Raw genomic sequence first — 20,117 nt, 5'->3', positions numbered from 1 at the left:
GGGAAAGAGAGACTTCAATTTTCGAAGGGAGAGCGAGAGGATTTGGAGGACCGCTTTTGGGCCGAAAGCTGACATCGTCCATACTCTCTAAATCTTCGAAATGGGAGCGCGTGAGCGTCGGCCCCCTAGCGTAGAATTTGCAAACCGCGAGCCTTCGACCCGAGACGGACCCTCAATGCAAACCCCCGCCACCCAACACCCCCTCTGGAAAACCTACCTCCTTTTCCTGGCCCCCATGGTCCTCTCCAATTTCCTCCAATCCATGTCGGGCACCATCAACAGCATCTACATCGGCCAAATGCTCGGCACCCAAGCCCTGGCTGCCGTGTCCGGCATGTTCCCCATCGTCTTCTTCTTCATCGCCCTGGTCATCGGCCTCGGCGCGGGTGCGGGCGTGCTCATCGGCCAAGCCTGGGGCGCGCGTGAGCCGCATCTGGTGAAAACCATCGCCGGCACAACCTTGCTGTTAGGCGCAATGATCGGCCTGACAGCAGCGGTACTCGGCAGCGTATTCGCAAGGCCAGCCCTGGAAGGATTGGGCACGCCGGCCGACGTTATCGACGACGCCGTGTCTTACGCCCACGTCATGATGTGGATCATGCCGTCGCTCCTGGTCTACGTACTCTTCACTCAACTGCTGCGCGGGGTGAGCGATACGGTGTCGCCGTTGATTGCGTTGGTGGTGTCGACGTGTATCGGGTTGGCGCTGACGCCGGCGTTGATTCGGGGTTGGTTCGGGTTGCCGATGATGGGAATTCAGAGTGCGGCGTATGCGGGGTTGGCGGGTAATTTGTCGGCGATGGGGTGGCTGGCGTGGCGGTTGATTCGCAAGGGGCATCCGTTGGCTCCGGATCGGGAGATGTTTGCGGCGATGCGGCTGGATCTGGTGATTCTCGGCAAGGTGTTGCGCATCGGGTTGCCGACTGGGTTGCAGATGGTGGTGTTGTCGGTGTCGGAGTTGGTGATTCTGGCGCTGGTGAATCAGCACGGTTCGCAGGCGACGGCGGCATATGGCGCGGTGACGCAGATCGTCAATTACGTGCAGTTTCCGGCGCTGTCGATTGCGATCACGGCGTCGATTCTTGGCGCTCAGGCGATTGGGGCAGGGCGGTTGGAGCGGATCACGCCGATTCTGCGCACAGGGCTGTTGATCAATGTGTGCCTGACCGGTGGCTTGGTGGTGCTGGGTTATCTGTTGTCGCACTGGTTGCTGGGGTTGTTTCTCACGGATGATTCCACCCGGGCGATGGCGGAGCATCTGTTGCACATCATGCTCTGGAGCCTGTTGGTGTTCGGCTTCCAGGCAATCATTGGCGGCATCATGCGCGCCAGCGGTTCGGTGTTGGTGCCGATGGCGATTTCGATTATTTGCGTGGTCGGGGTGCAGTTGCCGGTAGCGTATGTGCTGGATGCGCGGTTCGGGTTGCAGGGTGTGTGGATGGCGTTTCCGGTGGCGTATCTGGGGATGCTGGTGTTGCAGACGGCGTATTACAAGATGGTCTGGCAGCATCAGAAGATTGAGCGGTTGGTGTAGATGAAACGGGGCAATGCGCAGGCGCTGCCCCGGTTTTCATTACGGATGCTTCGAAACGTCTACTGCAGCAGAGTCGGTTAAGGCCTGCTCACGATTGCCTTCCTGCAACGCTCGTCGTAGATAAACTTCGAACTTGATGCTTCATTGCCTTGCGCCTTGAAGGATCCCCAATCTTCAAACGGTGGGTGAAGCACCGTTCGTAGTTGCGCAATCACTTTGTCAGGATCAGCGCCTTGTTTCACATCACCCCTGCATTTGCTAAGAAACTCGCGCATCACCTCGGGATTGTCCAGATCGAGCGGCACATGCCAAGGTAAACAACTGGTCGTGCCATCAAACATGCAGAACAACGTCGGACTGTTTTTTAGATGTCTTGTAAATCCTTCTCGGATGCGCATTGCGAAAAACTCAAAATAGATTTCGAGTATTGCGGTCAACGTTGTATCTGCGCCCCAAGCGAAATTACTGACGCTGGCCTCAAGCGTAAAGGTGAAGAATCGAGCCTGACCGTCCAATCCAACAACACCGATTCCGTACTGCCCCGTTTTGTGAACTTCAGTAGGGCGAGTTTCATGGGGGCTGTAGTTGCTTGTTGTCGGGGCAATGTACGAATCGGCGTCGTCGTCGCCACCACCACCGGGGGTGTTACCACTCCTGGAACTTTCATAGGCGGCATTATTTGGGTTTAACTGATTGGATCGGTTGTCATTGTCGCTTTTGCTAGACATGTCCTTTATTCCCTTTCCATGATATCGGCCGATGTCACCGATTTGGTTGAAACGAGTCCTACCCTTGGTAATACCTCTTGAGGCAGTGGATTGCACCTTCTTTCCAGTGAACCGCGGGTCATCCGTTCGTACTCGGGGGGCGATGCGGTTGGCGTGCACAGGACGAGGCAGGTGGCGCACATTTGCGCATGGCGTCAGGGTTGCCCGACGTGCTTCACTCAAGATTACCGATTCAAGGATTTTTCCATTGCGATACGACCTCACGAGCCTGGACCTATTCATCACCGTGGCGCAGGAGCGCAACCTGACCCGCGCGGCCCGGATCAAGCACCTGGCGGTGTCGGCGATCAGCAAGCGGATCTCCGAGCTGGAAGCCCAGGTTGGCGCACCGCTGTTGATTCGTAATGCCCGGGGCGTGGAGCTGACGCCGGCGGGGCAGTCGATGCTGTTTTATGCGCGGCAGTTGAAACAGACGCTGGAGCAGCTCGACAACGAGTTGGGGGACTACGCCACCGGGGTGAAGGGGCATGTGCGGATTCATGCGATTACCTCGGCGCTGTCGCAGTTTTTGCCGGATGACGTGGCGAGTTTTGTCGCGCTGTATCCGCAAATCAAATTCGACATTGAAGAGCGGGTCGGTTCAGGGGTGATACGTGCGGTGGCGGATGGGCGTGCTGATCTGGGCATTATTGCCGAGCAGACGGCGGCGCAAGGGTTGGAAACGGTGCCCTATCGGAATGACGAATTGACGCTGGTGGTGCCTGCCAGTCATGAGTTAGCGTCGCGGAAATCGATCCGGTTCGAGGAAGTGCTGGAGCATGAGTTTGTCGGGCCGCATTTGGAAAGTTCGATGCACACGTTGCTGACCAGTGAAGCGGAAAAACTGGGCATGGCGCTCAAACTCAGGATTCGCATCAGCAGTTTCGATTGCATGTGCCGGATGGTGTCGTCCGGGTTGGGTGTGGCGGTGCTGCCGCGCAGTGTGATCAATCAGTACCTGCGCAGCCATAAGTTGAAAGCGGTGACCCTTGATGAACCTTGGGCGCAGCGGTCGTTGTTGCTGACGTTCAAGAAGTACGAGGCGGCGTCGCCTACTCTCAAGACACTGATTGATCACCTGAGATTGCCTTCGACGTAAAACACATCTCCTGTGGGAGCGGGCTTGCTCGCGAAAGCGGTGGTTCAGTTGGCGTTGATGTTGGCTGTGCTGGCGTCTTCGCGGGCAAGCCAGCTCCCACAGGGATTTGTGGTGGGCGCAGTTCTTGTGAGCACCCAGAGTAAAAATGTGGGAGCGAGCCTGCTCGCGAAGGCGATTTACTGGTTGCCAGCCCAGATCGGCGGTTTGCGCTGATGCCACGGCAACGCCTGTTCCAACTGCCCCGCCAATCGCAACAACACATCCTCTGCGCCAAACCGCGCGGCGAATTGCAATCCGATTGGCAAACCCCGTGTGCGCGACATGCCTAACGGTAGCGAGATCGCCGGCGTCCCCGCCACGTTGAACACTGGCGTGAACGGCGAGTGCTCGAACACTCGCGCTGTCCATTGCAAACCGTCCATGCTCTCGGCGCCGAGGCTGTAGGTGCCGAGGGCTTGGGGCAGGTGCGGCAGCGTTGGGGTCAGCAGTACGTCGAAGTCGTCGAACCAACTGGCCACGCTGCGGGCGATGAGGTTGCGCACTTCCAGCGCTGCCGCGAAATCTACCGCGCGGGACTGTTGGCCATAGGCGTAGCAGGCGAGGGTGGCGGGTTCCAGGGTGCTCAGGTCGATGGGCTTTGAAGTGGCCGCCGCGAGTCCGTCGATCCAGCGCACGAGGGTGGCACACCAGATGCGGGCGTTGGCTTCGACGAACGATTCCCACGATATGCCGAGCGGAGCAGTGACTCGTTCGACGCGATGCCCGAGGGTTTCCAGCTCCCGAGCCACTGCGTGTGTGGCGTCGGCAATCTCGGAGTCGAGCGCGGCGCCATTCCACGGGGTGTCGAGCAACCCGATACGCAACCGCCCCGGATCACGTCCCACCTGTGCCAGAAAACCCTCGGCCGGCGCGGCAGTGTAGTAGGGATCGCCAGGCGTATGGCTCTGCACGATGTCCATCAACGCCGCGCTGTCACGCACGGTTCTCGACAACCCGAGTTGCACGCCAAACCCGGCAAACACTTCGTCGAGCGCCGGGCCGTTCGAGGTACGGCCACGGGTCGGCTTGAGTCCGACCAGACCGTTGAAGGCCGCCGGCACACGGATCGAACCCGCCGCGTCGGTGGCATGGGCAATCGGCACAATGCCGGCCGCGACCGCTGCGCCGGACCCACCGCTCGACCCGCCCGCAGACAGTTGCGTGTCCCACGGATTGCGGGTCGGGCCTTGCAGAGTGGATTCGGTCTCGGTGCTGAACGCCATTTCCGGCGTGGTGGTGCGTCCGAGGGTGGCGAGGCCGGCCGCATTGATGCGCTGCATGAGGTACGAGTCCGACTCCGCCACCAGACCTTGAGCCAATCGACTGCCCAACTCAACGCGTCGGCCAGCGGAGGTGATCGCCAGGTCCTTGATCAGGAATGGCACCCCGGCCAGCGGCCCCGTGCCCTCGGTCACCGTGGGCGACCAATGCTCGATGACGGCGTTGATCTGCGGGTTGAGCCGTTGCACGGCATCGATGGCCAGTTCGGCCAATTCCGTGGAAGTGACTTCGCCCGTCGTCACCAGACGGGCCAGGCCGATGCCATCGTGAGCTGCATATTCGTTGAGGTTCATCGGAAAACTCCAGTTGGGAGAGCCGATGATAGGTTGCACACGCACGGCCGATTAGCCCATAAAAGCGGTATGAAATGTGCCACGCGTGGCACAATTGACCCATCACAAGCACGTCACAGGCTGCTCGATGATCAGGGACTTGAATGACACGCTGGTGTTTGTGCACGTGGTGCGCCTGGGCAGTTTCACCGCTGCCGCCCATGCCTTGCAGATACCAAAGACCACCGTCAGCCGCCGGGTGCGCGAGTTGGAGCAGGCCATCGGTGTCCAGTTGCTGCGCCGCACCACTCGCCAGTTGAGCCTCACCGAGGCCGGGGCGGTTTACTTTGAGCAATGCAAGGACATCGCCACCACACTTGAGCACGCCGAATTGGCGGTGCATCAACTGCGCGATCAACCGCGAGGCTGGTTGCGAGTTACGGTGCCATATTCCTTCGGGGTCAGTTGGTTTTCACCGTTGGTGGCCGGGTTTCGTCAGGCGTATCCGGACATCAGGCTGGAGATCCTCGCGTCCCATGTGCCGCTGGATCTGGTGGGGGAGGAGATCGACGTGGCCCTGCGCCTGGGGGCATTGCCGGATTCGAGTCTGGTGGCGCGACGCCTGGCCAGCTACGCCACGGGCATCTACGCGGCGCCGAATTACCTCGAACACCATGGTCATCCCGCCACACTTGACGAACTGATCCAGCACCGTGCCTTGGTGCTGCACCAGGCCCGGCGCGATGTGGGTTACGTCTGGCCGTTGCGCAAGGCTGGCAGCAAGCTGCGCAATTACCTGGTGGAGCCGACGATCATCGCCAATGATCCGGCGTTGATAAAAGAAGCGCTGTGCGCGGGTGAAGGGCTGAGTCTGGGTATGGATCACAGCCTGCGGGCGGACGTCGAGGCGGGGCGGTTGCGCAGGGTTTTGCCGGAGTGGATCGGCCCGCCGCAGGACCTCAACGCGGTCACGGCGCGCGAGCATTTACCATCGCCCAAGGTCACGGCATTTATCGGCTATTTGAAGGCGCGGATACCGGCGTTGGGGGCGTGAGCTAAGCTTTCTGGCAGCTTGGTCCGCAGGTGTCCAGCCCACACTGCCCCAAGGTGATGTTCTGGTCGGGCAAGCCATGGGCCCGGACAAGCATGGCGTCCCTCGAACTTCGGACTGGATCCTCGCCAGGCAGGTAGAGGATATCGAGATCGGCAAGCAGTGGTTGGCCACGCATGCGACGTATTACCGTGGTAACGCTTGATGGCCAAGACACCGATTCAGACAGTGCCTGCGATTCAAGATCCGTACTGGCGCATTTTCTACTTAAGCCCAAACCTGTTTTGACGCGAACGCTGCTTGCCTGTCCCTTAGATATCAGTGAAGCTCCCCGGAGCCCTATTCCGGGCGAGTTGGCTGCATGATCGAATGATTCAGGGAAGCGTTGAATGGCACTCAGGGTGATGGTGGTCGGTGGCTACGGAAACTTCGGCAGTATTGTTTGCAGACATTTAGTCGAGATGCCGGGCACAGAACTGGTGATCACAGGTCGCGACTCACACAAGTTGTCACGCAAAGTCGATGAGTTGCACGCCCAGTCAGGTCGGCTCTGTGAAAGCTGGTGCGGTGATGCCATGGGCTCGGCGTTCAAGTCCACCCTGAGTTCGATGGGCATTCAGTGGGTGGTTCATACCGGCGGCCCCTTTCAAGGGCAATCCTATGCCGTTGCTGAAAGTTGCATCGACGCCGGCGTGAACTATTGCGACCTGTCTGACTGCCGCACTTTCGTCAACGGTATTGGCGCACTTGACGCACGGGCAAAGCAGTCAGGCGTCGCGATTCTCAGTGGATGCAGTTCGGTGCCGACGCTGTCATCGGCGATCATCGATCAGTACCGGTATCGCTTTGAACGGATCGACTCGATTGAGCATGGCATTTCTTCGTCGGCCAAGATGCCAGGCCTCTCGACCGTCGAAGGCGTGCTCGCCTACGCGGGCAAACCCATCAAGCAACTCAAGGATGGCCGGGTGCACGAAGTGCTGGGTTGGCAGGACCTCACCCTGCGCAAAATGCCCTTGCTGGGGCGGCGCGTCCTTGCCAATGTCGACGTGCCGGACATGGACATCTTCGCGGGACGCTATGGCGCCACGACCTTGAGTTTCAAGGCTGGCGCGGGCCTCAAGCTGGGTGGCGTGGCCAACTTCGTGCTCGCCGAGGCGCTGAGAATGGGGCTGGTTCGTGACCATAAGGCCTGGGCGGCAAGATTGCATCGCTGGGGGACCTGGTTCGAACGATTCGGCGATGGCAACAGTGCGATGTTCATCGACGTCAAAGGGCAGGGCGCTGATGGAAAACCGCTGTCCATGACGGCGCAACTGACGGCAAAAAATGACAAAGGCCCGGAGATTCCGAGCTGCGCGGCTGTCGCCCTGGTGGCAAAGCTTGTTGAAGGCTATGTACCCGAACCTGGCGCCCGACCCTGCGTGGGGGAAATCAGCGTTGAGGAGTACTTGGCCGCCATCAACGATCCGGAAAACCTGCACCTGGCCGTGCACTTCTCTGACGATCGAAGCTGACCATGCTCTATCTATCCGTTAAGTACATCCATGTCATTGCCGCGATCTTCCTGTTCGGGTTCGGCATGGGGTCTTACCTTTATTTGATCGCTGCCAGCCGCACGGCCAACCCTCAAGTGATCGCGCACGTGGCCAGGATGGTCGTGCGGTTCGACACTTGGATTACCACACCGGCAGGTTTCATTCAGATCGCGACGGGCTACCTGCTGATGAAGCTTTCCGGACTGCCACTGACCACAGAATGGATTCTGACCTCGTTGATCATCTTCCTTTGCGTGGGCTCGCTTTGGCTTCCGGTCCTGGTGCTTCAGAAACGGCTGCAGGTGATGGCGCTGAGCGCAGTTGAAACGGGGACGGGGCTCGATGAGGCGTATCGGTCGGTTTACCGAAAATGGTTCTGGATGGGGGTGGTTGGTTTTTCGGGGATGTTTGTGATCGTGATGATGATGGTGACGAAGATGACGCCCGCGCAATGGGTTGAGGTGGTGGGCGCCCCTCCGGTCCACGCAGTCATCGCGATAGCGTGAACACCGGAAGGTCGCGAGCGATTACCGAGGCGACTCAGGTAGGAGCCTGGGCACTTTTGAGCCAGTCTTCAAACCGTGTCCATCCAACAATCGGGTTGTCGCCCGGCGTGAGCGATTGGTCGTTGATCGGCGCGCCGAAGTACGGAACCTTATTGTCCGAGACAGCCTGGCGCGGGTCCTTTTCGTGTTGCAGGTACTGGGCGACAAACTCGACGAGAGGCTTGCGTTCCGGCCCCGCCACTTCCACGGTCTGATTGTCCGGCGTTTTCAAGGCAATGTCGGCCAGGGCAGCCGCCACATCGGTCGAGGCAATCGGTTGCAGGGCGGCGGGGGTCAGGTGGATGGTGTCGCCTTCTTCGCGACCCGAGAACGCAATGGCACTGATGAATTCGAAGAACTGCGTGGCTCGCAGGATGGTGTAGGGAACGCCCGACTTCTTGATGAGTTCTTCCTGTGCCATTTTGGCCCGGAAGTAACCGCTTTCGAGCATCCGCTCGGTGCCAACGACGGACAGTGCGACATGGTGTTTGACGCCGGCAACTTTCTCCGCCGCGAACAGGTTTTTCCCGGCCGTTTCGAAAAAGTGCAATGCCGCGGCGTCTTCGAATGAAGGGGAGTTCGCCACGTCGACCACGACGTCCGTATCTTTCAATGCGTCCGCCAGTCCTTCGCCCGTGATGACGTTGATGCCGACACTCGGTGCCGCCGCTAGTGTCTCATGCCCCTTTTCTTGCAGGTTTTTGCAGACTTGGCTGCCGATGAGCCCCGTTCCTCCTATAACGACGATTTTCATGACCAGTCTCCTGATGCTTTGCATGGAGCACCCATTAAACACCCGCATGGCGGGACGCATCAGGCGCGCCATTGTGCGGACCGACAGGTGGTCGGAAGTCCGCGAGCCCAGTGGAATAAACGGTGGTTCTTTGCTTTAGTCCACCTGTGGCTGGCCTCTGTGCGCGGCACCGAAATTCACCAGGGGAGGCCTGACATGAACCCTCGATTCCCGCGTTCCGCCGCATTGGCTGTGGTGCTCGCATTCGGCGTCTTGCCGCATGTCTTCGCTGTCGAATACACCCAGGTGAATACCACTGCCAGCACGATCAGCTTCACGTTTAACCAGATGGGATCGCGCACGTACGGCACGTTTGGCAAGTTTGAGGCGAGCCTGGATTTCGACACTCAAAACCCGACCGCCGCCCATGCGGCGCTGACCATCGACCTGGACAGCATCGATGCTGGCAGCAGCGATGCCAACGAAGAGCTGCAAAAAACCGCCTGGTTCGACACGGCAACGTATCCGGTGGCGACCTTTGAATCGACCGGCGTAAAAACCCTCGGCAACAACCGTTACCGGATCACCGGCAATCTCACCCTCAAGGGGCTCACACGCGAGGTGCAGGTTCCTGTCTTGCTGAAGGCGGAGAACGCCGTCGGAATATTCGACGGCGAGTTAACGGTCAAACGTGGTGACTTTAAAATCGGCGAGGGCGAATGGGCCAGCAGCATGGTGTCTGACGACATCAACATCCGTTTTCGCATGGTCGCGCCGCAACGGTAGCGATCATCGGGGATCTGCACACGTTGGACAGATCAAACGTGGGGCCATGCCAATGGCGGCATAACAGCTCCCTGGGCATTCACACGAATGAATCGGCGCATGGGCGGACAACTTTAGACCCGCCGGAGTGTTTGTCGGCGGATCGGAAAGCGAAAATGTTGTTCCACGCTATGCTGAGCGAAGGAGAATAATCGGTCGTTTATAAAGGAGATATTCAGGTTGAGAGGCCGCACGACCTGCAGCCGCTGCCGCCCGGCGATCATAGACATTCAGCCTGATACCACAGCCAGGGGTTCTCACTATCCAGGAGAGCTAACCATGTCAGTGATTATTAATGGCGAAACGAAACACATCGGTCTGGCCATGTCGGGTGGCGGCTTCCGGGCCGCCGCGTTTCATCTGGGTGTCATGCGCGAACTGGAAACCAACGGACTTCTCGACAAGATCGATTTGTTGACTTGCGTCAGCGGCGGCAGCATCGCGGGGGCCGCCGTGGCGTTGAACTGGGGTTCTGCAAACAAGCTCGATCTGCTCGACACCTACCTGCGTACTCGCTCGATTGCGGTGTCATCGTTTATCGCGGGTTCTATCGATCCATTTGAGTCCCGGCTTGAGAAACTGGCCGGCTCGTACGACAAGGATCTATTCCTGAAGAAGAAGCTGGCAGCGCTTGGCAATGGGCCGCGCATTTATCTGAACGCCACCAATCTCTCGACCGGAAATCTGTTCTTTTTCGTGGCCGGGGGCGGTAAGGCCTGCGAAATGGGAGAGCATGAACTCGGGGTTATCTCGGCGGTTGATTTCCCTATCTGCCAGGCCGTCGCAGCTTCATCGGCATTTCCACCGGTGTTCCCCCCTTTAAGACTCGATTCCAGTACCTACGGTCCCGCCGCTGACGTTGAATACGTCACGCTGACGGATGGTGGCGTGTACGACAACATGGCCGTCAACCCATTGCTTCGCGACAGGAATGAACTCGACTACGTCATTGTCAGTGACGGTGGGAAACCTTTTGCGAACAACAGTCGACCGACCGAATCCGGCGCCATCGTGCTCAAGGCCGGGCTCGACATCATGATGGAGCAAATCCGTGGCCTGGAATTTGACCGTCTGCAGTACCGGTTTCTGTCAGGGAAGGGGCCCAAGCCCATGTGGTTCTCGATCGACAGTCGCACGGGTGAAGCGCGCACGGGTGACGCGGCGTTTGCCTCATCCATCGATACGAACCTGAGCCGACTGTCTTCGGAAGAAATGGAGGTGCTGACCCGCCACGGTGCTTCACTGGTCAAGGCCCGGCTATCAGCCTATGCCCCGGAACTTCTGACATAACGTGTGCTGAGCCCTGGCGCCAGGAAGGACATCACCGATGACCGCCAACCCGTCGATGCAAAAGGAATGCAGATGAGCAACTACCCACCGCCCCCCATGCGCAAGCTGCGGGTTTATGCCTTTGACCCGCAAGCCTCCACGCAACTGGACACGGCCCGCATCAGCCACGCGACCCTGCAGATTCCCTGGGAGGAGCGATGGGAAGCAGAGATGCAGCCCGGCCCCGTCAACGAGTACTTTGAAGTCATCGATATCGATCCGAGCAGCGGCCAGTTTTACGAGCCGGTGGATCTGAACGACCCTCATTTGTTGGCGCAAGACGGGCTGACGCCGTCCGAAGGTGATCCGCGCTTCCATCAGCAGATGGTGTTTGCCGTGGCGATGAAAACCGTGAAACTGTTCGAGCGGGCACTGGGGCGCAAAGTGTATTGGTGCCCGCAATGGGATGAGCAGTCTTCCTCGTATAAGGAGGTGCGCAAACTGCGGATTTATCCGCATGCGCTACGCGAGGCGAATGCCTACTACAGCAAAGAAAAGAAGGCCTTGCTGTTCGGTTACTTCAAGGCCTCCATGACCGATCCCGGCGCCAATCTTCCGGGCAGTTGGGTGTTCACGGCGCTGTCCCACGACATCATCGCCCATGAAACCACCCACGCCATTCTTGATGGGCTGCACCGTCGCTACAGTGAAGCGACCAGTGCGGACAGCCTGGCGTTTCATGAGGCATTTGCCGACATCGTTGCGTTGATGATGCATTTCACGTTGCCGGAGGCGGTGTCCAAGTATGTGGCTGCCAATGGCGGCAACCTCAACCAGCGTTCCTGGCTGAGTGGCCTGGCCCGGCAGTTCGGGGAAACGACCGGGCGTTACGCCGCGTTACGCGAGGCCATCGACGACAAGGACAGCCAACAGTTGCCCGACCCCACCTTGCTGTCGAAGGTGCGCGAGCCACATCAGCGAGGTGCGATCCTCGTCGCCGCTGTGTTCGATGCGTTCATCAGTATCTACGAGCAACGCTCGGCGGATCTCTTGCGCCTGGCTGATGGAGTCGGCCGCACGGCCAATCGACTGCCACCGGAACTGGTTCAGCGCCTGACCCGTGAAGCGATCAAGTCGGCGGACCATGTCTTGCGCATGTGTATCCGTGCGCTGGATTACTTGCCGCCGGTGGATGTGCGCTTCGGTGAGTTCTTGCGTGGCATCATCACCGCCGACACCGATTTGATCCCGGACGACCCGATGCAGTATCGCCTGGCGATGATTCAGGCGTTTCGTCGTCGCGGCATATTGCCCGACAACTGCCTGTCATTGGCGCCGGACAGCCTGCTGTGGGAGACGGCGAATGTTGGCCCGGAGGCCAGCTATCTATTGAACGGGCCGGATGGGACCCACGTGCTCGATATCACACCGCAATATCAGCGCAGCAAGGGCTTTATTCAGGCCGAGGGCAATCGCAAGATTGTCTGGGACTGGATGATGAAGGTCTGCGAATCGAATCCCAAATGGGCTGAGGCACTGGGCGTCGTTTTCGACACCGCCCGTACCCGTGATTACATCGCCGGCAGCCTGTTCCCCCGATACAACGGCATCCAGCCTGCGGTTGAGGTGCACTCGGTGCGAACCTGCCGCCGCGCAGGCCCCGATGGTCAGGATCTGCGCCAATTGGTGATCGAAGTGACGCAAAAGCGCCAGGGCTTTTTGGATAAAGAAAGACAGACCGCCCAGGATCAACAGGATCTGGCGAGCAACACGCAACCTCTGACCAGTGATTTTCTGTTTCGAGGCGGTGCGACGCTGATCATCGATCTGCGCGATGGAAAGGTGCGCTATGTCATTCGCAAACGCATCGATGACGCGCTCCGGCTTGAGGGCCAGCGACAATTTTTCGAGATGGGCACAGACAGTCTCGCGCTGACCTACCGAGGCGCAGACGCCAAGGATAATCCGTTCGCCATGTCGCATCGGGGAGTCTGACACCATGACGACTACTGAATCACCAGGCACGGTATCGGTGCGCATGTACCGCGGCATCCTTGGCGACTGTTTTCTTCTGCGCCATCAGTTGGAGAACGCCGAGGTCAAACACATCCTGATCGACTGCGGTGTGCTGCAGGGGGTCAAGGGTGCCAGGGACCGGATGAAGGGCATTGTCAGCGACCTCCTTGAAACCACCGGTGGCAAGCTTGACCTGCTGGTGGTGACGCATGAGCATCACGATCACCTGTCAGGGTTTCTCTATGAGCAGGAGTTGTTCAAGAATCAATTCGAGATCCGTGAGTTCTGGCTCGCCTGGACAGAGAGCCCCACCGATCCCCAGGCCATTGCCCTGCACCAGCATTTTGACAAGGCCAAGAAGGCACTGTCGGCAATGGCCGCTCAACCGAAAATGATAGCGCTGAAGGCAACGGACAGACACGTCAATACCGTGTTAAGCCTCAGCGCATTTATGGGCGTCGCCGGCGGCAGTCGCCCGACCGGTGCCAGCACCATGCTGATGCTCAAGGAAAAGGCCACGCCAGCGCGAACCCGTTATCTGGAACCGGGCGATGTGGTCAGGCCGGCAGAGATTGCCGGTCTCAAGGCCTACGTGATGGGGCCACCCAGAGATGAAAAACAATTGCGCAAGGATCTTCCCTCCAAGGGCCCCGCCAAGGAGGTGTACCTGACCGATCAGGAGGACGCCCACGCCATCGAACTTCAAATCGATCAACTCAACGGCAAGGCCGTTCTACCGGTGGATGTGCCCTTTGCGCAGCCCCATCAACGGCTGTTGGCCGAGGTGAAGCAGAAACAATCGAACGTCACCGAAAAGCTGTACTTCGACCCCGCGCAGGAGCAGCGGCAAATCGATGAGGAGTGGTACTCATCGGCCGAGACGCTGGCACTGAAGATGGACTCCGACACCAACAACACCAGCCTGGTCCTGGCGTTCGAACTTCCGGACGAGCAGGTGCTGTTGTTTCCGGGTGACGCACAGGTGGGCAACTGGCTGTCGTGGGCTAACCAGACTTACCCGCGTTCACCTGATCCGGCTGACGGTCATGCTCTCTCCGTCGATGACATTCTGGCGCGCGTCACGCTGTACAAGGTCGGCCATCATTGCAGCCACAACGCGACACTGCGGCAGTTGGGGCTGGAAAAAATGACCGACAAGCGCTTGGTGGCGATGATCCCCGTTGTCGCCGAGGTGGCTGCAGGTAACGACTGGAACATGCCTTATCCGGAGCTTTACAACGCCCTGAAGGAAAAAACCAGGGACCGTGTGTTGGTCGGCGACAGCGAGGTCGGCGAAGAAACCGCAACGTTTATGAAAACGCCAACCGCGGCGCAAAACCGGGCTGTTCTGGACTATCACCCGGACGGCTTATGGGTGGAGCTAAAAATCTCCTTTTGGTCCTGACATCACGCCAGGATCGATCGTTCCCACGGAGTGGGAACGATCACTATGCAGCGCACAACTTTCCAAGACGTTTCCTACGACGTACCCTGTTGCCGCGTTTCAGCATCAACCCCTATAGTTCGGGCTCGCGGAAAACACCGCGAACGACCTTGGCCGGTCGGTCATCTGGAATGCAACAGTGTCATTGTTCAGACCTTTCCATGGCTGGACATTGTGTTATGGCAGCTGTGCGCGGGACACTTTCGAGTGTGCCGGATTCCTAGGTGCCGGTCGGCCAACCCGCACACGGCTGCCACCTTATTTTCGCTTGGCCGCGAATGATGGTAGCTCAACCTAGGAGTTACATCATGTTCGACCAAGTAATGCCCCGTTACCTCCCCATTGACACCTACGACGCCGTCACCCCGGTGCTCTTCATCAATACCCACAAAGAACTCAGTGACCTTGCTGCCTGTGCCATGCATCGATTCACGGTGGTTCGCGACCTGACGGACACCTTGTCCAGCCTTAACCTGAAAGACATTTCCGACTGCGACCTGACCCGCATCACCCGCGCGGTGCACCTGCTCACCCGTGAAGGCTGTGCGGTGCTGGATGTGATTCAGGCGCGGGCGGTGCAGCGGGAGGAGGGGTTCAAGACTGCTGTTTAGTGGCGTCGCCTCTGACACCATCGCGGGCAAGCCCGCTCCCACAGGGTTTTGTGCTGTTCACTCTATTTGTGCGACAGCCTGGATCACTGTGGGAGCGAGCTTGCTCGCGATGAGGCCATGAAAACCAGCACAGCTATCGGGTGACACCCCTCATGCTTCAGCCCCGATACCGCAACGCATCCAGCAATAAAGCAAAGGCCGGCGACGCCTGACGGCGGCTCGGGTAATAAAGATGGAAACCGGCAAACGGCGCGCACCAATCCTCAAGCACCTGCACCAACCGTCCGGCCGCAAGGTGTGGTGCAACCAGGTCTTCGGGGATGTAACTCAAACCGAAGCCATCCAGCGCGGCATTGAGCAACTGATACACACCATTGAACGTCACCTGCCCGGACACCCGGGCCTTCAGGCTTTCTTCTCCCTTTTTGAATTCCCAGGCATACAAGCCGCCGTTGGTGGGCAGGCGCAGGTTGTTGCATTGGTGATCGGTCAGGTCTCGCGGCGTTTTTGGCAATGTACGGTCGCTGAAGTAGGCCGGCGAACCCACCACCAGCATGCGCATGTCCGGCCCGATACGCGTGGCGATCATGCCTTGGGCCACGTCCCCGCCAAGGCGCACACCCGCATCAAAACCCTGGGCGGCGATGTCGACGAAGCTGTAGTCGCAACAGACCTCGACCGAGATATCCGGGTACTTCGCCAGGAACGGTTTCAACGCCGGCCACAGAATGTATTCCAGTGCGTGATCCATCGCGTTGATGCGGATGTTGCCGGCGGGCGTGTCGCGCAGGTTGCTCAGCGCCGCCAGTTCGATCTCGATTTCTTCGAAGTGCGGGCCAACGGTTTCAATCAGGTGTTGCCCGGCTTCCGTCGGCGACACACTGCGGGTCGTACGCGTCAGCAGGCGTAACCCCAAACGCGCTTCCAGCGCCCGGATCGTATGGCTCAGGGCCGACTGGGAAACGCCCAGTTTGGCAGCCGCCTTGGTGAAACTTCTTGCCCGCGCCACCGCCAGGAAGGCGAGCAAATCATTGGCGTTTTCCCGAAGCATTAATGAGCCCCTCTCATAGGTCTTATCCGATTCTAGCGGCTTATTTTAGTAATGCGTAAAGGGTAGATTGAATGGGGAATTGCTTGTCGAAAATACTGGGATGAGTACAGCCATGAAGATAACAACCTGTGGGAGCGCGGCTTGCCCGCGCTCCCACAGGATCGTGGGTCGATCAGATCATTGGCGGCAGCTTGTCCAGCATCTTGTCCAGGGTGATCGGGTACTCACGAACGCGCACGCCGGTGGCGTTGTAGACCGCATTTGCAATCGCCGCACTGACCCCGCACAACCCCAGTTCGCCTACGCCTTTGGCTTTCATCGGCGATGACACCGCGTCGGTTTCATCGAGGAAAATCACTTCCTGATGCGGGATGTCCGCGTGCACCGGCACCTCGTAACCGGCCAGGTCGTGATTGACGAAAAAGCCCCGGCGCTTGTCCACCGCCAGTTCTTCCATCAACGCCGCACCGACGCCCATGGTCATCGCGCCGATCACCTGACTGCGCGCCGAGGTCGGGTTGAGGATTCGCCCGGCCGCGCAGACGGCAAGCATCCGTCGAACGCGGGTTTCGCCTGTGGCGCTGTCGACCGCGACTTCGACAAAGTGCGCACCGAACGTCGACTGCTGAAACTGCTTGCTCAGCTCGGCGAACTCGATCGAATCCTCGGCGACGATTTCGCCGGCCTGCGCCGCGTTGCGCAATGGGATGCTCTTGTCACCGGAGCGCACTTCACCGTCGGCGAACACCGCATCCTGCGCGCTCACGCCGAGGCGTTGCGCGACCGCCTCACGAAGTTTGACGCACGCCGCATACACGCCCGCCGTCGAACAGTTGGCGCCGAATTGTCCGCCAGAGCCTGCGGATACCGGGAAACTCGAATCTCCCAGGCGCACGACCACCTTATCGAGCGAGACGCCCATCATTTCCGCCGCTGTCTGGGCGATGATCGTGTAGCTCCCGGTGCCGATATCGGTCATGTCGGTTTCCACGGTCACGATGCCCTGATCATTGAGCCGCACCCGTGCGCCCGACTTCACCAAGGCGTTGTTGCGAAAGGCGACCCCCACGCCCATGCCGATCAGCCAGCGGCCATCCCGTTGCGTGCCGGGTTGGGCATGACGCTGACTCCAGCCGAAACGCTCCGCACCGGTGCGCAGGCATTCAACCAACTGCCGCTTGGAAAAAGGCCTTTTCGGATTGGTCGGATCGACCTGGGTGTCATTGAGAATTCGGAACTCGATCGGGTCGAGTTTCAATTTCTCCGCCATCTCGTCCATGGCAATTTCCAAGGCCATCAAGCCGGGCGTTTCGCCGGGTGCGCGCATGGCGTTGCCTTCCGGCAGATCGAGTGTCGTCAGCCGCATCGTCACCAATCGATTTTCACCGGCATACAGCAGTTTGCTGGGTTGCGCGGCGCGTTCGACTTTGCCGCCGGGCAAGTCGCCTGACCAGCCTTCGTGGGCCATGGCGGTGATCTTGCCATCGCTCGTGGCGCCGATACGGATGCGTTGAATAGTTGCCGGGCGGTGGGTGGAATTGTTGATCATCAACGGCCGGGCGAGGGCGACTTTCACCGGTCTGCCGGCCAGGCGTGCGCCGAGGGCAGCGAGCACCGCGTCCGAGCGAATGAACAGCTTGCCGCCGAATCCGCCGCCGATGTAGGGAGAGATCAGCCGCACGTTCTGCTTCGGTATCCCGAGGGTGGTTGCCAGGTCAGTGACGGACCAGTCGATCATTTGATTCGACGTCCATAGCGTCAGCTGGTCGCCTTGCCAGCAGGCCATCGACGCGAAAGGCTCCATCATCACGTGGGCCTGATCGGGAGTGGTGTAGGTCGCATCCAGTTGCACCGGCGCAGACGCGAACGCACCTGCAAAATCGCCATGCACGGTGTCCGCCATCTGATCCTTGGCTTCCACGCCCGAGCCGCGCGAACTGGCGAGATCGAACGCACCTTCCGTGCTGACATAGGACACGTTCACCAATTCTGCTGCGGCCCGTGCCTGCTCGAAGGTTTCCGCTACCACCAACGCGACGGCCTGGTGATAGTGCTGAATGTCGGGCCCGGCGAGTAAGGTCGCGGTGTTGTATTTGCCTTTGCCGAGCTTGCCGGCATTCGCGGCGGTGACGATGGCGATGACACCGGGTGCAGACTCGGCCACCTCCAGATCCATCGACGCGATGCGGCCCTTGGCGATGGCTGAGCCGACCACCACGCCATAGGCCTGGTTGGGCACGGCGTCATGATGTTCGTAGGCATAAGGTGCAAGCCCGGTGGTTTTCAACGGCCCTTCGATACGGGTCGTGGCCTTGCCGACGACCTTCATCTGGTCGATCGGGTTGGTGGTGGCGGGCGTATCGAATTTCATGCTTGAGCCCTCGCTTGTGCCATCACCGAAGCGAGCGTGCGCTCGACCAGGGTCAGCTTGAATGCGTTTTCATCGGTGGGTGTGGCGCCGGCGAGCAGTTGTTCGGTCACCGCTTTGGCGCCTTGGGACATTGCCGATTCGGCTGCCTCCACGCGCCAGGGTTTGTGCGCGACACCGCCCAGCGCGACACGGCCGGAGCCGTCCTTCTGAATTACCGCAGCGACAGAAATGAGGGCGAATGCATAAGAGGCGCGGTCACGGACTTTTTGATAAATGTGCAGGCCACCGAGCGGTGTCGGCAGCGTGACGGCGGTGATCAGCTCATGGGCGGCCAGGGTGGTTTCAATGTTGGGCGTGTTGCCGGGCAGTCGGTGCAAATCGGCGAGCGGAATACTGCGAGTCGTGCCGTCGGGGCGCACGGTTTCGACCTGAGCGTCGAGGGCACGCATCGCCACGGCCATGTCGCTGGGATGGGTGGCAATGCAGGCGTCACTGACACCGATGATGCCCAGGGGCCGACTGAAGCCCTCGATGGCCGCGCAGCCGCTACCGGGCTGGCGTTTGTTGCACGGCTGATGGGTGTCATAGAAGTAAGGGCAGCGGGTGCGTTGCAGCAAATTTCCCGCCGTGGTCGCCCGGTTGCGCAACTGGCCGGAAGCACCGGCGAGCAGGGCGCGGGAGAGCAGGCCGTAGTCCTTGCGAATGCGTGCGTCGGCGGCCAGGTCGGTGTTTCTGACCAGCGCACCGATTCTCACACCGCCTTCCGGCGTGGCTTCGATCCGGTCCAGGGCGAGGTCGTTGACGTCGATCAGGTGCGTCGGCGTCTCGATGTCCAGCTTCATCAGGTCCAGCAAGTTGGTGCCGCCGGCGATGAACCGCGAACCATCGACCTGTGCTGCCAGGGCTGCGGCTTCGGCCGGCGACTTGGCGCGTAAATACGTAAAGGGCCTCATGCGCTGGCCTCCGCGACTTCGGTGATCGCTTCGATGATGTTGGAGTACGCACCGCACCGGCAGATGTTGCCGCTCATGCGCTCCTGGATTTCACTGGCGATCAGTTGTGGCTGATCGGTGAGATTGGGACTGGCATGGCTGGGAATACCGTCACGAATCTCACCCAGCACCGCGACCGCGGAACAGATCTGTCCTGGCGTGCAATAGCCGCACTGATAACCATCGTGCTTGATGAACGCAGCCTGCATCGGGTGCAGTTTTTCCGGTGTGCCGAGTCCCTCGATGGTGATGACTTTCGAGCCTTCGTGCATCACCGCCAATGTCAGGCAGGAATTGAGGCGACGGCCGTCGACAATCACCGTGCACGCGCCGCACTGGCCATGATCGCAACCCTTTTTGGTGCCGGTGAGCTGCAGGTTTTCCCGCAGTGCATCGAGCAGCGTAGTGCGGGTGTCGAGGTCCAGCGCTCGCGGTTGACCATTCACCTGGAAGGACACCTTGGCCTTGATCGGACGTGCCGCGTTGGCAGCGCTGGCTCGCGCGGAAATGAACGGTGGCAGCGCCACGGCCGCCGCCGTCACCGCACCTACAATCAGAAATTTGCGTCGGGAAATCGACATCAGGTCACGGTCGTCCATTTGGTTCGATTCCTATAGGTGGTTGGCGTTGCCAGTCCTCATCAAATGAGTGACCCGCGCGCGGGCGGAATGTTTTTGCG

At 59.7% G+C, this 20,117-nt stretch carries 17 protein-coding genes; 10 read left to right on the top strand and 7 right to left on the bottom strand.

Annotation, left to right across the window (positions count from 1 at the left end; translation table 11 throughout):
* Positions 1 to 175 precede the first annotated feature (175 nt).
* On the top strand, positions 176 to 1,534 hold the full coding sequence (locus ACA055_RS18390; RefSeq protein ID WP_497679957.1) for an MATE family efflux transporter: 1,359 nt from the start codon (positions 176 to 178) through the stop codon (positions 1,532 to 1,534).
* Positions 1,535 to 1,611: 77 nt separating this feature from the next.
* Here ACA055_RS18390 and ACA055_RS18385 read toward each other — a convergent pair whose 3' ends face one another.
* Entirely contained in the window at positions 1,612 to 2,262 is a 651-nt protein-coding gene (locus ACA055_RS18385) for a hypothetical protein (protein WP_497679956.1), read from the bottom strand.
* A gap of 247 nt (positions 2,263 to 2,509) precedes the next feature.
* Between ACA055_RS18385 and ACA055_RS18380 the strand changes: the two genes are divergently transcribed.
* On the top strand, positions 2,510 to 3,400 hold the full coding sequence (locus tag ACA055_RS18380) for a LysR family transcriptional regulator (RefSeq protein WP_497679955.1): 891 nt from the start codon (positions 2,510 to 2,512) through the stop codon (positions 3,398 to 3,400).
* A 176-nt stretch (positions 3,401 to 3,576) separates the two neighbouring features.
* Here ACA055_RS18380 and ACA055_RS18375 read toward each other — a convergent pair whose 3' ends face one another.
* Positions 3,577 to 5,013: an amidase gene (locus ACA055_RS18375; RefSeq protein ID WP_497679954.1), complete on the bottom strand. Its 1,437-nt coding sequence runs from the start codon at positions 5,011 to 5,013 to the stop codon at positions 3,577 to 3,579.
* A gap of 127 nt (positions 5,014 to 5,140) precedes the next feature.
* On the opposite strand from ACA055_RS18375, the gene ACA055_RS18370 reads away from it, so the two are divergent.
* From ACA055_RS18370 to ACA055_RS18360, 3 genes are all read left to right on the top strand, one after another.
* Positions 5,141 to 6,046, top strand: coding sequence for a LysR family transcriptional regulator (locus ACA055_RS18370; RefSeq protein ID WP_497679953.1), 906 nt, complete (start codon positions 5,141 to 5,143; stop codon positions 6,044 to 6,046).
* Positions 6,047 to 6,432: 386 nt separating this feature from the next.
* On the top strand, positions 6,433 to 7,560 hold the full coding sequence (locus ACA055_RS18365; protein WP_497679952.1) for a saccharopine dehydrogenase family protein: 1,128 nt from the start codon (positions 6,433 to 6,435) through the stop codon (positions 7,558 to 7,560).
* 2 nt (positions 7,561 to 7,562) lie between these two features.
* Positions 7,563 to 8,087 carry a DUF2269 family protein gene (locus ACA055_RS18360; protein WP_497679951.1) on the top strand — a complete coding sequence of 175 codons (525 nt, stop codon included), beginning with the start codon at positions 7,563 to 7,565 and terminating at the stop codon, positions 8,085 to 8,087.
* Between the two features lie 34 nt (positions 8,088 to 8,121).
* Here ACA055_RS18360 and ACA055_RS18355 read toward each other — a convergent pair whose 3' ends face one another.
* A complete protein-coding gene (locus ACA055_RS18355) occupies positions 8,122 to 8,880 on the bottom strand; it encodes an SDR family oxidoreductase (RefSeq protein ID WP_497679950.1) in 759 nt (252 codons plus the stop codon).
* A 195-nt stretch (positions 8,881 to 9,075) separates the two neighbouring features.
* Here ACA055_RS18355 and ACA055_RS18350 point away from each other — a divergent pair, with 195 nt between their 5' ends.
* The 5 genes from ACA055_RS18350 to ACA055_RS18330 all read left to right on the top strand — a co-directional run bounded on the left by ACA055_RS18350 (position 9,076) and on the right by ACA055_RS18330 (position 15,024).
* The gene (locus tag ACA055_RS18350; protein WP_497679949.1) at positions 9,076 to 9,645 is read left to right on the top strand and encodes a YceI family protein; all 570 of its coding nucleotides are present in this window, start codon (positions 9,076 to 9,078) and stop codon (positions 9,643 to 9,645) included.
* Positions 9,646 to 9,963: 318 nt separating this feature from the next.
* Positions 9,964 to 10,974 carry a patatin-like phospholipase family protein gene (locus ACA055_RS18345; RefSeq protein ID WP_497679948.1) on the top strand — a complete coding sequence of 337 codons (1,011 nt, stop codon included), beginning with the start codon at positions 9,964 to 9,966 and terminating at the stop codon, positions 10,972 to 10,974.
* 72 nt (positions 10,975 to 11,046) lie between these two features.
* Positions 11,047 to 12,948 (top strand): hypothetical protein, encoded by a 1,902-nt coding sequence (locus ACA055_RS18340; protein ID WP_497679947.1) that lies wholly within the window; start codon positions 11,047 to 11,049, stop codon positions 12,946 to 12,948.
* A gap of 43 nt (positions 12,949 to 12,991) precedes the next feature.
* A complete protein-coding gene (locus ACA055_RS18335; protein WP_497679946.1) occupies positions 12,992 to 14,374 on the top strand; it encodes a hypothetical protein in 1,383 nt (460 codons plus the stop codon).
* Positions 14,375 to 14,721: 347 nt separating this feature from the next.
* A complete protein-coding gene (locus ACA055_RS18330; protein ID WP_497679945.1) occupies positions 14,722 to 15,024 on the top strand; it encodes a hypothetical protein in 303 nt (100 codons plus the stop codon).
* Positions 15,025 to 15,181: 157 nt separating this feature from the next.
* Here the strand turns inward: ACA055_RS18330 and ACA055_RS18325 are convergent, their stop codons facing one another.
* The 4 genes from ACA055_RS18325 to paoA form a co-directional block, all read right to left on the bottom strand.
* Positions 15,182 to 16,075, bottom strand: coding sequence for a LysR family transcriptional regulator (locus ACA055_RS18325; RefSeq protein WP_497679944.1), 894 nt, complete (start codon positions 16,073 to 16,075; stop codon positions 15,182 to 15,184).
* A 172-nt stretch (positions 16,076 to 16,247) separates the two neighbouring features.
* Positions 16,248 to 18,446, bottom strand: a complete 2,199-nt coding sequence (gene paoC, locus ACA055_RS18320; RefSeq protein ID WP_497679943.1) for an aldehyde oxidoreductase molybdenum-binding subunit PaoC — start codon at positions 18,444 to 18,446, stop codon at positions 16,248 to 16,250.
* Positions 18,443 to 19,399, bottom strand: a complete 957-nt coding sequence (locus ACA055_RS18315) for an FAD binding domain-containing protein (RefSeq protein WP_497679942.1) — start codon at positions 19,397 to 19,399, stop codon at positions 18,443 to 18,445. Before ACA055_RS18315 ends, paoC begins: the two co-directional genes overlap by 4 nt.
* Positions 19,396 to 20,037, bottom strand: coding sequence for an aldehyde dehydrogenase iron-sulfur subunit PaoA (gene paoA, locus ACA055_RS18310; RefSeq protein ID WP_497679941.1), 642 nt, complete (start codon positions 20,035 to 20,037; stop codon positions 19,396 to 19,398). The genes ACA055_RS18315 and paoA overlap by 4 nt, the downstream gene beginning before the upstream one ends.
* Positions 20,038 to 20,117: the final 80 nt, after the last annotated feature.

This window comes from Pseudomonas sp. LBUM1657, assembly GCF_059716075.1.
Note: the sequence above shows the minus strand (reverse complement) of the source record. Positions and strands in the feature narration are given on the sequence as shown.

Excerpts from the sequence above, each read along its gene's own strand:
- ACA055_RS18390 (WP_497679957.1), top strand. The coding sequence starts at position 176 with ATGCAAACCCCCGCCACCCAACACCCCCTCTGGAAAACCTACCTCCTT.
- ACA055_RS18385 (WP_497679956.1), bottom strand. The coding sequence starts at position 2,262 with ATGTCTAGCAAAAGCGACAATGACAACCGATCCAATCAGTTAAACCCA.
- ACA055_RS18375 (WP_497679954.1), bottom strand. The coding sequence starts at position 5,013 with ATGAACCTCAACGAATATGCAGCTCACGATGGCATCGGCCTGGCCCGT.
- ACA055_RS18370 (WP_497679953.1), top strand. The coding sequence starts at position 5,141 with ATGATCAGGGACTTGAATGACACGCTGGTGTTTGTGCACGTGGTGCGC.
- ACA055_RS18365 (WP_497679952.1), top strand. The coding sequence starts at position 6,433 with ATGGCACTCAGGGTGATGGTGGTCGGTGGCTACGGAAACTTCGGCAGT.
- ACA055_RS18360 (WP_497679951.1), top strand. The coding sequence starts at position 7,563 with ATGCTCTATCTATCCGTTAAGTACATCCATGTCATTGCCGCGATCTTC.
- ACA055_RS18355 (WP_497679950.1), bottom strand. The coding sequence starts at position 8,880 with ATGAAAATCGTCGTTATAGGAGGAACGGGGCTCATCGGCAGCCAAGTC.
- ACA055_RS18350 (WP_497679949.1), top strand. The coding sequence starts at position 9,076 with ATGAACCCTCGATTCCCGCGTTCCGCCGCATTGGCTGTGGTGCTCGCA.
- ACA055_RS18345 (WP_497679948.1), top strand. The coding sequence starts at position 9,964 with ATGTCAGTGATTATTAATGGCGAAACGAAACACATCGGTCTGGCCATG.
- ACA055_RS18340 (WP_497679947.1), top strand. The coding sequence starts at position 11,047 with ATGAGCAACTACCCACCGCCCCCCATGCGCAAGCTGCGGGTTTATGCC.
- ACA055_RS18335 (WP_497679946.1), top strand. The coding sequence starts at position 12,992 with ATGTACCGCGGCATCCTTGGCGACTGTTTTCTTCTGCGCCATCAGTTG.
- ACA055_RS18330 (WP_497679945.1), top strand. The coding sequence starts at position 14,722 with ATGTTCGACCAAGTAATGCCCCGTTACCTCCCCATTGACACCTACGAC.
- ACA055_RS18325 (WP_497679944.1), bottom strand. The coding sequence starts at position 16,075 with ATGCTTCGGGAAAACGCCAATGATTTGCTCGCCTTCCTGGCGGTGGCG.
- paoC (WP_497679943.1), bottom strand. The coding sequence starts at position 18,446 with ATGAAATTCGATACGCCCGCCACCACCAACCCGATCGACCAGATGAAG.
- ACA055_RS18315 (WP_497679942.1), bottom strand. The coding sequence starts at position 19,399 with ATGAGGCCCTTTACGTATTTACGCGCCAAGTCGCCGGCCGAAGCCGCA.
- paoA (WP_497679941.1), bottom strand. The coding sequence starts at position 20,037 with ATGGACGACCGTGACCTGATGTCGATTTCCCGACGCAAATTTCTGATT.